A 13,381-nucleotide genomic window follows, 5' to 3' on the forward strand; every position below is an offset into this window, starting at 1 on the left:
GCTGGTGCAAATTGGCCGACGTTCAGAACGCCGCAGATTGGGAATCGTTGCGCATGGCGATGGTTGTCGAACAGATTCGCAAGCGCGGCATCTATTCGCCGCGCGTTCTCGCCGCCATGGAACGCGTTCCGCGCCATCTGTTCGTTCCGCCCGAACTCGCCGAGCGCGCCTATAATGATGAACCGCTCTCCATCGGCGAGCGTCAAACCATTTCGCAGCCCTACATGGTGGCGGCCATGACCGAAGCGCTGGAACTCGGCGGCAACGAACGCGTCTTGGAAATCGGCGCCGGCTCTGGCTATCAAGCGGCAATCCTCGCCGAGCTCGCGCGTGAAGTCATCACGGTGGAAGCGCGCCCGCCGCTCGCCGAAGCCGCGCGCGAAAGGCTCGCCGCGCTCGGCTACAAAAACGTCCGCGTCGAAATTGGTGATGGCACGCTTGGCTGGCCGCCCGGAGCGCCGTTCGATGCCATTCTTGTTGCCGCCGCCGCGCCGCAAATCCCCGAACCGCTCACCGAACAGCTTGCCGAAGGCGGACGCATGGTGATTCCCGTCGGCCGCATCGACCGCCAAATGCTCTTGCGCGTTCGCAAATCCGCTGGCCACATCGTCGAAGAGAAATTGTTCCCTTGCCAGTTCGTGCCACTGCAAGGCCGGCATGGCTGGCCCGTCGCGACAACCGGATGACGCCGCCTCTCGCCTTATCGGTCGTCATTCCCGCCTATAACGAAGAGGATCGTCTGCCTCTCGCGCTTGAGCATGTTTCGCAGTATCTCCGTCGCAATCATCCATCTTCCGAAATCATCGTTGTCAACGACGGTTCCACAGATGCCACGCCTCAAATTGTCGCCGAATGGCAGCAGAAAATTCCCAGCCTGCGTTTGGTTTCCAACGATCGGAATCGTGGCAAGGGTTATAGCGTCCGTCACGGAATGCTCGAAGCGCGCGGCCGCGTTGCTTTGTTCACCGACGCGGATCTTTCCGCGCCCATCGGCGAAGCTGCAAAATTATTCGCTGCTCTCGAATCCGCCGACGTCGCCATCGGCTCGCGCGACATCGATCGCCGCCTCATCGAAGTTCACCAGTCTCGCATGCGCGAACTGGCCGGAATTATTTTCAATTGGATTGTGCGCTTGTTTACCGGCCTGCCGTTTCACGATACGCAATGCGGCTTCAAAGCCTTTGCCATGCTCGAGTCGCGAATCATTTTCGAGCAGCAGCGCATCGAGGATTTCGGCTTCGATCCCGAAATTCTTTTTCTCGCGCACCGCCACGGTCTGCGAACCGCCGAGGTCCCGGTTCGCTGGGCGCATGACGCGCGAACGAAAGTCCACGTCGTGCGCGATAGCCTGCGCATGCTCGCGGATCTTTTCTTGATTCGCTGGAACGCGATAACCGGCCGCTATCCCAAATCCGCGAAGTGATGCCCGGCTCTGCCGCGTTCGTATTCGGGTTGGTTATTGTTTCGGTCGCGGTTGCGCCGTCGGCGGCAGCATTCCGTTCAACCGCAAATACGCTGCTTCCGCGCTGTAGTGATCGTAAAGGTCCGCCACCAGCGTGATCATCACTCGCGCGCGAGGAACGTTGCCCCGGAACAACGGCAGCATTTCTCCCAGCTTCGAATCGTCGGTCTTATCGAGGACTCCGCTGCAATAATCGAACGAAGTCTTGAGCGCGCCAACGAGCTTGTCTTTGGGATCCGTCTCGGTGAGTTTCTCTCCCTCCGGCGGTTTCGTGCCCGCAATCGTCGAGCACAAAAACGTGTTCGATTGCGCCAGGTGCATGACCATATGTCCGAACGTAAGTTGCTCCGGCGTGGGTTTGTAGCCGTATTTGTCCGCCGGCATTTCTTCCGCGGCGGCAATGATGGCCTTGGCGTGCTGCGCCACCATCTGCTTCACCGAATCCGAAACCGGATTGGATGATTGCGCGTTCGCCGCCAGCGGCATCAAAGCCGCGATCGCGGCGCAAATCAAGATTCGCTTCATGGAAATCCTCCTCAGTGGAAACGACCGAAAAGCATAGTCCCGCACCCACGCGAGCGACAACTAAATTCGCATCTCCTCGCCTCTGCGCGGATCTTCGTGTCATTCACTTTGCAAAACAAAGTACTTGACATTATTTCCCCTCGTGCTATGCTTTCACCGATGAACTCCTCCTCGCCTCTTCGCCGTCCCGTTGCCATCGACGATCACGCTCGCGATAACCTCCGCTTCATTCGCGAAACCATGGAGCGCGCTGGCTCTTTCACTGCCGTTCCCGGCTGGGGCGGAATGGTCCTCGGCATCACGGCCGTCGGCGCCGCAATCGTCGCCGCGCAGCAAACGAGCCCCGGCGCTTGGCTCACCGTTTGGCTCGTCGAAGCGGCCATTGCTTTCGCCATCGCCGGCTGGAGCACGCTTCTCAAGGCGCGCCGCGCCAAAGATTCTCTTCTCTCCGGCCCTGCGCGCAAATTTGCGCTCAGTTTTGTTCCTCCGCTTTTTGTCGGCGCGATTCTCACCTACGTTCTTTTTCACGCCGGGCTTGTCGCCGCCATCCCTGCGACGTGGCTGCTTCTCTATGGCACGGGCGTTGTCACCGGCGGCGCCTTTTCGATTCGTGTGGTTCCTTTGATGGGGCTTTGTTTCATGGTTCTCGGCACGGTCGCGTTTTTCTGTCCGGCTGGCTGGGACAAGTTCCTGCTCGGCCTGGGCTTTGGCGGATTTCACATTCTTTTCGGGGCAGTGATTGCGAGGAACTATGGCGGGTAAATCAGCGGCGGTGCGGTCTCCGCAGGACGTAAAATCCGTGCGTCACGAGTGGGAGGCGGTTCGCGGTCGGGTGGCTGAAGAATCCACTCGTTCGCTCGACCGCCTGATTCACGAGCGCACGCGTCTGGGCATCATCAGCGCACTGGCCGTGAACACGACTCTAAGTTTCAACGAATTGAAGAAGCTCGTCGGCGCCAGCGATGGCAATCTGAGCGTCCACGCGCGAAAGCTCGAAGACGCCGGCTACATCGCTTGCGCCAAGTCGTTCGCCGGGCGCATGCCCAAGACGGAATATCGCCTCACGCCTTCGGGCCGCAAGGCTTTGCAGCATTATCTGGATCATATGGAAGCGTTGATTCGCGTTACGCGGGAAGGATAGGTAGGGCAAAATTTTTTGCCTTCATACTTCATGAAAAAAAGTACTTTGTATATTGTTCCGCCGCAGGGAATTCACGTCGCCATCGTCATGGATGGTAATGGCCGCTGGGCCGAGATGCGCGGCCTGCCGCGCTCGGCCGGGCATCGCGCCGGTGTGGAAGTCGTCAATCGAATTGTCCGGACCGCTCCGCGTCTCGGCATCGATACGCTCACGCTTTTTGCTTTCTCCTCGAACAACTGGCAGCGCTCGTCGGACGAAGTCGGTGCGCTTTTCGGCCTTCTCGAATCCTATTTCTTCAATGAAGCGCGCCATGCTGCGGAGCACGGCGTTCGCATCAGCGTCATTGGCCGCCGCGATCGCTTGCCGAGCGCGCTCGTTTCCGCGATTGAGTCGGTCGAAGATGCCACGGCGGAAAATAGCGGACTCCATCTGCGCATCGCCGTGGATTATTCCGCGCGCGACTCCATGCTCCAGGCCGCTTGCTGGATGGTCTCGGCAACCGAAGTCACCCAGCAGGAATTTTCCCGCCGTCTCGGCGATGTCACGCACTCCTCCGATGGTTCTCCCGACGTGGATCTGCTGATCCGCACGGGCGGTGAGCAGCGCCTCAGCGATTTCATGCTCTGGGAGTGCGCGTATGCCGAGTTGCATTTCCTCGAGCGCATGTGGCCCGATTTCGACGCCGCCGATTTGGAAACCGCCGTCCGCGATTTCCATGCTCGCGACCGCCGCTTTGGCAGCGTTCCGGTGACCGTCGCCACCGCGGCAATCCAATAACGATTCGCAGAAGCGCCGGACACTTTTGTTTTCTATTTTCTATAGGACAGGAGCGTCGCACATGAACACATCGGAAGCCATTCACCCTGTTGGATCCGTTGAGCTGCGCGGAATTCTCGATGACGCTATTCGTTACTGGGAACTCCGCCGCATTCCTTACAATTTCATTCTCGCCGCTGTCACGATCGCCTGGGGCGCCGCCGACTGGACGCATCTTCGCCAGACGCCCGTATGGGCAATCTTGCTCACGCTTTTCGTTCTCGCGGCGCTTGCAAACGTCCTTTATTGCTCGGCCTATCTCGTGGATATCTTCATCCAGAGCTCTTCGTTCCGTGATCTGTGGCGCCGTCGCCGCTGGATTTTGTGGCTCGCGGGGACGTTGCTCGCCGTCGCTTTGGCCAACGCCTGGATCATCGCCCAGATTAGCCAGTAACCGGTTGCGTGTCACGCTCTGGAGGCTCAATATGAGCTCGCAAAATTCTTTTCCGTCGCCACTGCCCTCAGGATCGCCGGGAGTCTTCTCTGACGCCTTCGCGTATTGGGAGCGCCGCCGCATCATCTACAATCTTCTGCTCTTTGGCGTCGTTGTCGCTTGGGTCGTAGCCACGTGGCCGCATTTTCGTCCGGCGTTTACGTGGTCGAGCCTTCTCGCCTTCGTGGTTCTTGGCCTGCTCGCGAATGTCTGTTACTGCGCTGCGTACTTTGCCGATATTCCCATGCAAAGTTCATCCCTTCGAGGACTATGGCGCCACTGGCGCTGGAGCCTGTGGCTCGTCGGCACGCTTTTCGCCATTCTTCTCGCGAACTATTGGATCGCCGACGAAATCTATTCTTTCGTTCCCAACGTTCGCTGACGCCAACGAAAGGTTCGAAAATTTTACAAAGGACACGGGCCTGAAAGGAGAGCGCCAAATGAAAGCGATTTGGTTCAAACCCTGGGGTTGGTTTTATCGGCCCATCGCTTGGCCCGGCTGGCTCGCATTTTTACTGACAATTTTTTTCTGCTTGCAAGTCTTCACGGCCATTGACCGCCATTCGCATTCTGCTTCTGACACGCTTTACGGAATTTTTCCCTTTTGGGTTTCGGCGTGGACGCTTCTCGGCTGGCTCGCCTCGCGTACTTCTCGGGACGCCAGCCGCTGACCTCGGTGCACTTTCTTGCGCCGCTAGCTCTGGCCGTGCGCCTTGGTTCGGACTCGCGTCGCCGCGAACGCCTTCTGAATCACGCGTGTTGCCGCGTCGGTCAGTTCGTATTGCGATAGTTCCGCTTCGCTCGCCCACGCCACCGCCGTCACGTCTCCGCCAGGCTGTGCTGTCCCGCCGCGGAATTCGCACAGATAATCGAGAATCACGAAGTGATATTGCGCGCGCCCGCTCGCATCTCGAAACACCTTTTCGTAGACTTCCAATAATTCTGTCGGCTTCGCTTCGATTCCTGTCTCTTCCAGCAATTCCCGAGCGATCCCTTCGGAAATGGTTTCGCCCAGTTCCAGAATTCCTCCCGGAATTGACCACCGGCCTTCCAGCGGAGCCTGCCCGCGCCGAATCAGCAGCGCCCGCGAATCCGCAATCACCACTCCGCCGACGGCAATTACCGGATGTTCCGGATATTCTCTCTCTTCGCTCATAGTTCCTTCTTGCAAATCATCCGATAGGCCAGTTTGAATTTTCTGCGTCGCAACACAAGAAGTCACAATTCTACCGTATCATTGCCGCACACCACGGTTGCTTGACACAGACGTTATATAATACGCTTCCGGTGGTTCAAAATGGCCTAAGGAGAGCCTAACGTGGTCAGATGCCCCGATTGCGATGCCGAAATCGACGTGGATGAAGACGAAGTCGAAGAAGGCGAAATTTTGACTTGTCCTGAGTGCGACGTCGAAATCGAAGTCGTCCAGACTCATCCCGTTCGCCTCAATCTCATCTCCGATGATGACGAGGATGAGGAAGAAGAGTCGGAAATGGGCGGCGATGACGACGAAGAAGGGGACAGGGACGAGGACGAAGACGAAGAAGAAGAGGCCGACGATGAGAGCGCGTCTGCTGGATAAGTTCGCTTGCCGTCTGCATCTCTTTTACGCCTCTTTCGCATCCAACCCTTAAACGCATGCACCCTTCGCCGGTTTTTGCAGCAGGTCGGGCACAGGAGCAATCTTTGAGACCAATGGGCATAGCGTCTTCCGCAGTTCTTGTTCTGCTCGCCTTGATGGTCAGCGCTCCAGCAGCGCGAGCTCAGGATGAGCGCAACGCTTCTCAATTGCGCACTGTTCATGGCATCGTCATGGACAAGAGCGAAAATCCCATTCCTAGCAGCGTCGTCTATCTCCGCAACATGAGCACCAATGCGGTTCGGACTTATATTCCCGGTCCCGATGGCGTCTATCGTTTCACGGGTCTCGATCCCAACGTTGATTTTCAAATTCAAGCTGAGTACAAACATCTGAAGTCCGCAAAGCGCACCATTTCCAGCTTCGACAGTCGGCGCGACATCGAAATCAATCTCATCATTCCCCTGAAGAATTGATTCTTGTAAAAACGCTCGCCCTCGTTCGCAAAACGCCTTTCTGGCCGCTTTCGGTTATAATGATTGCAGCGATCTGCTAAGAGGACGCCATGCCCATCTACGAATATGTCTGCGACGACTGCAAAGCGCGCTTCGAGCGCATTGTGAATTCGCAAAACGGACGCACCGAATGTCCCAAGTGCGGTAGCCGTCGTTCTACCATCCAGTTTTCCACCTTTGCCGCGCATACGGGCAACGGCGGCGCATCCGCGAGCTCCTCTTCCGATAAATCCGCCGGTTCCGGTTCTTGCGCATGCACTCCGCACTCCTGCGGCTGTCATTAGAATCGCCCCGCCCGGGCCAGCCTCATTCCGCGAATTTCTCTTCACTCTGTCTCTCTGCGCTGCTGTGATTTGTTAACTCTTTATCTATAGCCGGTCGAACATCCTGCCCCGAATCCCCTGGATTGCGTCAGAATTGAGTCTTGTGACCGTCGGCGAAACCGGACTCGCCGGAGAGGAATTGAGGAAAAAACGCATGACGCAACGGAAGCATTTGCGGCTTTTTCCGTGGCTTGCCGCATGTCTCTCGTGTTTGGCAGGGTGCAGCCACGCCATTTTTCCAACGAATGGAAATAAGGGCGGCGGCGGAAACGCCCCCGTAGTCTTGGCCATCCACGACGGCGCTGTCGCTTCCAGCATCGGCATTACTTCCATTGAAATCACAGTGACCGGCGCCGTCCTGCAGCCCGGCAACGTTGCACTTCTTTCCGCGCCCGGACAAACCATCGAGCTGACGCAGTTGCTCACCAACTCCGTCGTTTTTCCCGTCCAAAGCATCGCCGCCAACAGTTACACCAGCTTGGTGCTGACCGTCTCCAACCCGCAAATCACGATTTTGAATGACACTGGCGCGTCGCTTCCTCTTGGCAATGGCCAGAGCTGCGCGGTCGGCGCCTCCTGCATCGTGTCACCCGCGATTTCCAACGGCTCCACGATTACCGTCCCGATCACCGTCTCGCCTTCCGCCAGCGAAGGCACGCTTCTCGAGCTCGACGCCAATCTCAACAATATCGTTGGCCAGACGCAGCAGGGCTTCAGCCTCGACTTCACGCAGGCCGGTGCATTGAGTGTCGCCGTCACGCAGAACCCTCAGCTCGCTGCATCATTGGGCGATTTTTCCCTGCACGGTCAGATCACCAGCGTGAACGCCAGCCAGAATCAATTCAGCATCAAGGCCTCTACCGGCCAATCCTTTACCATCGGAGTCAACACCAGCGGCTCCTCCGCCACCACCTTTGAATTTCAGCGCGCCAATTGCGTCGCCAACAATTTCACTTGTCTTTCCTCGGGCCAGACCGTTGACGTCAGCGCATCCATCATCGGCAACGGCACCTACTCCGCCGTCGAAGTGGATTTCGATCAGCCTTCGGGCGCCCAGCTCGTCAGTGGCACGATCGTATCCCTGGCGAATATCAATAACGCCACTCCATCCTTGCAAATGATCGTCCACAATACGCTCCCCGCGAATGCCTCTCTGCCCGTCGGTACGCCCGTCACCGTGAATTTGGCCAATACCGTTACATTTGAAATTAACAACGGCCAATTCGGCTTGCCCGTCGGCGCCACGTTCGGCTCGACCGGCGATTTGCTCGTCGGCCAGGAAGTCGAAGTCGACATCGTCAACGGCCAAATCACCACGAATCCGCTTTCCTTCAGCACGGATACGATCGCCCTTGAGCAAACGCAGGTTTCCGCCACCGTCACATCAACCAATTCCCTGACGAATCTTTTCACCATCGGCAGCCAGGCCGCTCCGCTTCCGGCGATATACGCCGACAATCCGCTGCAAGCCATCTTGCAAATGCAAGTGAGCGTCAGCTCACCCACGATCTATCAAAATCTCTCTCCCGCCAGCCTGACCGGAGTCACGGTCAATACGCAGGTTTCCACCGGCGGCTTTCTCTTCAACACCATCGGCACCGTCGGCTCGCCCACCATTCAAGCCGTAATCGTCCGCGGCCCGTAAGAATCTCCGGTCCATTTTTCTGGGTATCATTCGCGCCGAAGCCAGCGCACGGCAGTTTCCAAAACGAAACGGGGCCGGATTTCTTCTCCGGCCCCGTTCGATTTTTCCTGTGCGCCGTTCGTAGGCCTTGCTCGCCGCCTGTCCGCCGAACGGGTCGGGGATCATGAAGCGCTCTACTTGCGACGAATTGTACCTAGCGCCGAAGTTGTCGAGGTTCGATTCCCAATCGCGCTCTTTGCCGGTGAAGTACTTCGCACTCGGATCGCAACTCCCGCTTATATTTAGCCCATCTCCAAGCGGCAAGCTCGTGATCGTCTCGCAACTGCTCCCACTTACGTTTGTCTCCACCCGCTCCGTCCCCAGATGGTCGGTGTGATTGAAGAACGTCGTCGGCGTACTCAGATCGTTCTCATACGTCCCCAAGTGCCTCCCGCCCGCGTACAACTCTCCCCGGATCCACCATCCCGTCCCGCTCACCTGCGTAATATAGTTCCCGGCCAGGTCGTAGAGGTAGTCATCCGTGATCCCGCTCCCCGGGACGGTCCTCCGCACCCGCCGCCCTTCCGCATCATACGTGTAGCAAGCTGTCGCCGCTGTGCCCGTATTGCTCTGGCACCATCCCTCCGTCCCATCCACTTGCGCCAGATGATGCTCCGCATCGTAATAGTAGCTGTGCGACCCGTCGTTCATCAAATTCCCTGCCGCATCGTAGCTGTAGCCGTCGATTTGATTCGCCGTGGTCACGCTGATGCGCAAGTTGTCCGGCTGCGCGCCCGCATCCTTAAACATCAAAGGGTGCGCCGCCACTTCGTATAATCCTCCGAATGTATCGCTTAACGTGGGCCACCCGCCACTTCTTCGCTGTCGCACGAACGTAGTCTGAGATCATGTCGCGACGCTGAGATGGATCGTCAGCTCCTGCGCGGCGTGCTTTTTGATACGCACTCGAAGCTCGTAGATATCCATGCCCGGTGCCGATACCTGGATGTAAAACAGCTTTCCCGTCGCCGGTTGTTCCAGCGAGAAGTGGCCCTTCTCATCAGTCTTCGTGGACGCAAGCACTGTCTTCCAGTCAGAGGTACAGAGTTCAACTGTCACACCATTTGCTGGTTCGTCTGTTCCACGAACAAGAACCTGACCGGCGAGCGCGCGACTCACGGAGATTTTTTTTTGCATGACACGCTCGGTCGAGTACCCAGCTCCTACAGCGAGGAGGAGAACCAGCGCCAACAGTACAAACCGATATAGCATTCTCTTGGTCATTGCTTGATGATGATTCCACCTTGCGCATTTCGAGAGTTCGCTGGCCCTCCAGCACCGGTGTTGTACTCCTTGAGGTAGGGACGTTGATCTCTCAACTCTAGTTCTCGTTGCAGAGCCGCATCGTGACCTGCCGCGTAACTCCCGCCCTTTCCACCGTCGATCTTCTCGTAGGCCTCGGCAAGCTCGTGAAACGCAACAGTCCACTCTGGAGCTACCTTTAGATTGGTATTTGACACTCGCGTCATATTCGGATTGTCGAGATTGAGACCGAGGATGTCACTGACGCCAGACGGAGGATTACCGATTTGGCGTTGGTCGCCAAATGCTGGAAGGTTAGCCAAATCGAAAGAAATTTTATCGATTCTGACGGGTCCCTTATTCGTCATGACCGTGGGGCCGACACTGAAGTCGTATGTATTCTTGCTACCGACGAGATCGTTGACGAGCGCCGCTCCCTCGTTCTTGCTTAGATCAAGGTCTTTGGTGTCGAAACTAACGACCCCTGTTTTTGCATCCATCGAGAGTCGATTTGCAGCATCTCCAGCGATCTGTTGCAGGTCCGAAAAACACTGTTTTTGGCTTTCGGCATCTCCGACACACTGCAAAATCTCTCCAGTCGGATCGATAAAACGAAATGGATTATTCGCAACATAGGCGTAGAGGTTGAGCTGTTGCGGATTCATCAGCCGTTCTGTCGTTATCAGAACTGGATCGGTGGTCATGAAGCGGCCCATGCTCGAACCGTAGTAGCGTTTTCCGAAGTTATCCAGGTTCGATTCCCAGTCGCGTTCTTTGCCCGTGAAGTACTTCGCGCTCGGATCGCAACTCCCGCTCGTGTTCAACCCATCTCCGAACGGCAAGCTCGTGATCGTCTCGCACGCCGTCCCGTTCACTGCCGTCTCCACCCGCTCCGTCCCCAGATGATCCGTATGATTGAAGAACGTCGTCGGCGTACTCAGATCGTTCTCATACGTCCCCAAGTGCCTCCCGTCCGCGTACAACTCTCCCCGTATCCACCATCCCGTCCCGCTCACCTGCGTAATATAGTTCCCGTCCAGGTCGTAGAGGTAATCATCCGTGATCCCGCTTCCCGGCACTGTCCTCCGCACCCGCCGCCCTTCCGCATCATACGAGTAGCCATCCATTTGATTTGCCGTGGTCACGCTGATGTTCAAATTATCCGGCTGCGGCCCTTGTAGCGAAATCGCGGATATATCGGAGATCGCATTCTCCTCCGCGAAACTGGATATGCTGGACCGGCAAAAGATTCACAGAGCAATACTCGCCCGAAAACGTGTTGAGTGCTTCCCGGCTACGCCGCAATCGGCGCTGGCGCCGTCATCACCCGGTGCAAGTGCCTGTATATCGCCAGCACAATCGCGCCGAGCCCCCACCAAAGAACGACCAATTTGGCCAGAATGCCCACATGGTATGGCACCATCTCCAGCGCATGAATGATTACCAGCCCGATGGCCAGCCGCCCCACGAGCGCTCCGGTTCCCGTGGCCGCGCCGAGAATATAGTTTCCCGCCTGTGTCGCCACGAACACTTGCGCCGCATAGAGCGCAATCAGCCAGATGAATATCGTCGGTATCGCCAGCCCGATTCCAACGACAGTGAAGCAGACCAAGCCGGCTATGATAGGCGTCGCGAACATGAACAGCACGCCAAGCCCAAGCGACGGCAGGATTCTCCGGCTCGCCTGCAAGCCTTCATTGAAAAATCCGGGCAGCAACAGCAGTAGTACGAGTCCGAACAAAAATGCCGCGCCCCAGAACTCCGCGCGATGCCAATAAAATCTCCAGTTTGAGTAGTCGGGACCCTCTTTCAATGGGGTGAACGCGACAGGACTTCCCAATTTTGCCTCTGGAGCCACCTCTGCTGGATAGTGTCCCGTGTACTTCGCCTGCCCCTGAATATTTGCATCAGGCCCGATCCGCAGATTATCGCCCCTGATTTTGATTCCTTGTCCGATTGTGCCGTCCAGTGTTGTGTCGCCCACTGCCGCAGTGATGTCTCGTCCCACGCTTCCGGAAATCATTGCATTCCCGCCGGCGAGCGTTAAGCTTCCCCGTATCTTTGCATTCGTGCCCATTTCGAAATCCTGACAAGCGGCCAAAACGTTTTTGCCAACGCTTCCGTTGATGTTCAACGTTTGCGCGTAACCTCGAATGTTCCCGTCGACTTGCCCATTAATTCGCAACTCGCGTGCCATCGAAATCACGTCTCCCGTCACGTGCCCATCCACCTCGACTTCCGCACTGAATACGATCAAATCGCCATTCACTGTGCCTTCAATGCGCGCGAACTCAGCGGACACAAATAAATCGGTATTGACCGTCTGGCCAGAAGCCAGCGTATAGCTGAGGTGGCGGCCATGCACCGCTTCGGATGCCTGCGCCACAGGAGCCGCCAGCATCAGTGGGAACACCAGCACGGCGGCGAAAATCCCCAGCACCATTCCCACAGCCGTGCTGCGCCCCCAGAACCTTCTCAGCATCACGAGCGCGAGAATGGCAAACACGGAGGCGGCGAAGAAACTAAGGAAGCTGAGCACGCTGGACCATCCCTTCCAAAATGCGCCGCTGAAAAAGAGCATGGTCATCAAATTTCCTCCCGTAAATCCTGCTTGATTGAGCTGCTGCTCGAAAGGTTCCACGAATCCGTTCCACACCGTGAAAATTCCCGCCGCTGCCATTCCAAACACCGTAATCCATCCCCATGGCAAATCGGATTTTCTCGCTGGCGCTGCAAACCGCGCGGGCACGGGATCTTTTTCCTGCAGGCTTTGTTCCAGAAAAAGCGTTTCTCTTTTCAGCGACTCGAGTAGCGCGCGGCACTCTGCACAGATGTTCGTGTGCGCCAGCGTTTCCGCTGCCTGCCCGCGGTCCAGTTGCCCGTCGAGATACAAAAGCGCGGTCATCTCATCGAAGTGATTCATGCCTTGCTCCCCGCCGCAGAACTCTTCAGCCCTTTGCCGCCTTCTTCCAGAACTTTTCGCAATTGATGCCGCGCGCGCAGCAGCAGCACGCCTACAAATGCGCGCCGCACGCCGAGCGTCTCCGCAATTTCGTCGTAACTCATATCCGAAAAATAACGCAGCGTCAGCGCCATGCGTGTGCGGTCCGGCAAAATATCGAGCGCCTTGCGGACTTCTTCGCGCGATTTTTCCGCAAGCAGTTGCTCGAGCTGTCCCGGATCCGGATGTTCCAGCGGCATCGATTCGACGTCGCCCGTTTCCAAATCCTGCCGCACGCGCCGCCGCCGCAGCATGTCCCAGCAGTGATTCGCCGCCACGCGATAGAGCCACGCAGTGAACGGCCGCGATGCGTCGTATTGATCGAGTTTGCTGCGCACTTTGATGAAAACCTCCGACGTCGCGTCTTCGGCGTCTTCGCGCGAAGGCATCGCGCGCCGGCAAAATCGAAAAATCGCCGGAGCGTGCTCGCGATAAATTTCCGCCCACGCTTCGGCGTCGCCCTCCCGTGCGCGGGCGATCACGTCGATCAGGCCTGGATTTTTTTCGTGCGCTTCGCCGCCGGGCTGCATATAGTTCTACGCGCCGCCGCTTCCGAAAGTTACAGGCGGCTCTTTCCGAACAGGATCTGAGTTCTCGGGAACCTTTGTATCGCAGGAAGTCTATCGCGGAACCAGCAAACGCCGGCGATTTTTACGCTAA

Annotated in this window: 17 protein-coding genes; 10 read left to right on the forward strand and 7 right to left on the reverse strand. The window is 57.3% G+C overall.

Annotated features, from left to right (window positions below; translation table 11 throughout):
• Window positions 1–11 precede the first annotated feature (11 nt).
• Together VGR81_03035 and VGR81_03040 are read left to right on the forward strand one after the other, a co-directional pair.
• Entirely contained in the window at window positions 12–686 is a 675-nt protein-coding gene (locus VGR81_03035; protein HEV2287907.1) for a protein-L-isoaspartate(D-aspartate) O-methyltransferase, read from the forward strand.
• Window positions 683–1,423, forward strand: coding sequence for a dolichyl-phosphate beta-glucosyltransferase (locus VGR81_03040; protein ID HEV2287908.1), 741 nt, complete (start codon window positions 683–685; stop codon window positions 1,421–1,423). Before VGR81_03035 ends, VGR81_03040 begins: the two co-directional genes overlap by 4 nt.
• Before the next feature lie 33 nt (window positions 1,424–1,456).
• Here VGR81_03040 and VGR81_03045 read toward each other — a convergent pair whose 3' ends face one another.
• Entirely contained in the window at window positions 1,457–1,987 is a 531-nt protein-coding gene (locus VGR81_03045; protein ID HEV2287909.1) for a DinB family protein, read from the reverse strand.
• Window positions 1,988–2,083: 96 nt separating this feature from the next.
• On the opposite strand from VGR81_03045, the gene VGR81_03050 reads away from it, so the two are divergent.
• The 6 genes from VGR81_03050 to VGR81_03075 all read left to right on the forward strand — a co-directional run bounded on the left by VGR81_03050 (window position 2,084) and on the right by VGR81_03075 (window position 5,048).
• Window positions 2,084–2,749: a hypothetical protein gene (locus VGR81_03050; GenBank protein HEV2287910.1), complete on the forward strand. Its 666-nt coding sequence runs from the start codon at window positions 2,084–2,086 to the stop codon at window positions 2,747–2,749.
• Window positions 2,739–3,128 (forward strand): transcriptional regulator, encoded by a 390-nt coding sequence (locus tag VGR81_03055; protein ID HEV2287911.1) that lies wholly within the window; start codon window positions 2,739–2,741, stop codon window positions 3,126–3,128. Before VGR81_03050 ends, VGR81_03055 begins: the two co-directional genes overlap by 11 nt.
• A gap of 30 nt (window positions 3,129–3,158) precedes the next feature.
• The gene (locus VGR81_03060) at window positions 3,159–3,905 is read left to right on the forward strand and encodes a di-trans,poly-cis-decaprenylcistransferase (protein HEV2287912.1); all 747 of its coding nucleotides are present in this window, start codon (window positions 3,159–3,161) and stop codon (window positions 3,903–3,905) included.
• A 61-nt stretch (window positions 3,906–3,966) separates the two neighbouring features.
• A complete protein-coding gene (locus VGR81_03065) occupies window positions 3,967–4,338 on the forward strand; it encodes a hypothetical protein (protein HEV2287913.1) in 372 nt (123 codons plus the stop codon).
• Between the two features lie 31 nt (window positions 4,339–4,369).
• A complete protein-coding gene (locus tag VGR81_03070) occupies window positions 4,370–4,759 on the forward strand; it encodes a hypothetical protein (protein HEV2287914.1) in 390 nt (129 codons plus the stop codon).
• 58 nt (window positions 4,760–4,817) lie between these two features.
• A complete protein-coding gene (locus tag VGR81_03075) occupies window positions 4,818–5,048 on the forward strand; it encodes a hypothetical protein (protein HEV2287915.1) in 231 nt (76 codons plus the stop codon).
• A 23-nt stretch (window positions 5,049–5,071) separates the two neighbouring features.
• Here the strand turns inward: VGR81_03075 and VGR81_03080 are convergent, their stop codons facing one another.
• The gene (locus VGR81_03080) at window positions 5,072–5,533 is read right to left on the reverse strand and encodes an NUDIX hydrolase (protein HEV2287916.1); all 462 of its coding nucleotides are present in this window, start codon (window positions 5,531–5,533) and stop codon (window positions 5,072–5,074) included.
• Between the two features lie 162 nt (window positions 5,534–5,695).
• On the opposite strand from VGR81_03080, the gene VGR81_03085 reads away from it, so the two are divergent.
• Window positions 5,696–5,959, forward strand: coding sequence for a hypothetical protein (locus VGR81_03085; protein HEV2287917.1), 264 nt, complete (start codon window positions 5,696–5,698; stop codon window positions 5,957–5,959).
• 113 nt (window positions 5,960–6,072) lie between these two features.
• Entirely contained in the window at window positions 6,073–6,432 is a 360-nt protein-coding gene (locus tag VGR81_03090; GenBank protein ID HEV2287918.1) for a carboxypeptidase-like regulatory domain-containing protein, read from the forward strand.
• A 1,860-nt stretch (window positions 6,433–8,292) separates the two neighbouring features.
• Here VGR81_03090 and VGR81_03095 read toward each other — a convergent pair.
• From VGR81_03095 to VGR81_03115, 5 genes are all read right to left on the reverse strand, one after another.
• Window positions 8,293–9,246 (reverse strand): hypothetical protein, encoded by a 954-nt coding sequence (locus VGR81_03095; protein ID HEV2287919.1) that lies wholly within the window; start codon window positions 9,244–9,246, stop codon window positions 8,293–8,295.
• 78 nt (window positions 9,247–9,324) lie between these two features.
• Window positions 9,325–9,702, reverse strand: coding sequence for a carboxypeptidase regulatory-like domain-containing protein (locus VGR81_03100; GenBank protein ID HEV2287920.1), 378 nt, complete (start codon window positions 9,700–9,702; stop codon window positions 9,325–9,327).
• Window positions 9,699–10,877 (reverse strand): RHS repeat-associated core domain-containing protein, encoded by a 1,179-nt coding sequence (locus VGR81_03105; protein HEV2287921.1) that lies wholly within the window; start codon window positions 10,875–10,877, stop codon window positions 9,699–9,701. The genes VGR81_03100 and VGR81_03105 overlap by 4 nt, the downstream gene beginning before the upstream one ends.
• 137 nt (window positions 10,878–11,014) lie before the next feature.
• Window positions 11,015–12,643: a polymer-forming cytoskeletal protein gene (locus tag VGR81_03110; protein ID HEV2287922.1), complete on the reverse strand. Its 1,629-nt coding sequence runs from the start codon at window positions 12,641–12,643 to the stop codon at window positions 11,015–11,017.
• A complete protein-coding gene (locus VGR81_03115; GenBank protein ID HEV2287923.1) occupies window positions 12,640–13,251 on the reverse strand; it encodes a sigma-70 family RNA polymerase sigma factor in 612 nt (203 codons plus the stop codon). The genes VGR81_03110 and VGR81_03115 overlap by 4 nt, the downstream gene beginning before the upstream one ends.
• Window positions 13,252–13,381: the final 130 nt, after the last annotated feature.

This window comes from Candidatus Acidiferrales bacterium, assembly GCA_035934015.1.
Lineage (GTDB): Bacteria > Acidobacteriota > Terriglobia > Acidiferrales > UBA7541 > DAHUXN01.

Coding starts and splice junctions, on each gene's coding strand:
- VGR81_03060 (HEV2287912.1), top strand. CDS start 3,159: ATGAAAAAAAGTACTTTGTATATTGTTCCGCCGCAGGGAATTCACGTC.
- VGR81_03040 (HEV2287908.1), top strand. CDS start 683: ATGACGCCGCCTCTCGCCTTATCGGTCGTCATTCCCGCCTATAACGAA.
- VGR81_03070 (HEV2287914.1), top strand. CDS start 4,370: ATGAGCTCGCAAAATTCTTTTCCGTCGCCACTGCCCTCAGGATCGCCG.
- VGR81_03055 (HEV2287911.1), top strand. CDS start 2,739: ATGGCGGGTAAATCAGCGGCGGTGCGGTCTCCGCAGGACGTAAAATCC.
- VGR81_03080 (HEV2287916.1), bottom strand. CDS start 5,533: ATGAGCGAAGAGAGAGAATATCCGGAACATCCGGTAATTGCCGTCGGC.
- VGR81_03075 (HEV2287915.1), top strand. CDS start 4,818: ATGAAAGCGATTTGGTTCAAACCCTGGGGTTGGTTTTATCGGCCCATC.
- VGR81_03100 (HEV2287920.1), bottom strand. CDS start 9,702: ATGACCAAGAGAATGCTATATCGGTTTGTACTGTTGGCGCTGGTTCTC.
- VGR81_03090 (HEV2287918.1), top strand. CDS start 6,073: ATGGGCATAGCGTCTTCCGCAGTTCTTGTTCTGCTCGCCTTGATGGTC.
- VGR81_03045 (HEV2287909.1), bottom strand. CDS start 1,987: ATGAAGCGAATCTTGATTTGCGCCGCGATCGCGGCTTTGATGCCGCTG.
- VGR81_03065 (HEV2287913.1), top strand. CDS start 3,967: ATGAACACATCGGAAGCCATTCACCCTGTTGGATCCGTTGAGCTGCGC.
- VGR81_03110 (HEV2287922.1), bottom strand. CDS start 12,643: ATGAATCACTTCGATGAGATGACCGCGCTTTTGTATCTCGACGGGCAA.
- VGR81_03115 (HEV2287923.1), bottom strand. CDS start 13,251: ATGCAGCCCGGCGGCGAAGCGCACGAAAAAAATCCAGGCCTGATCGAC.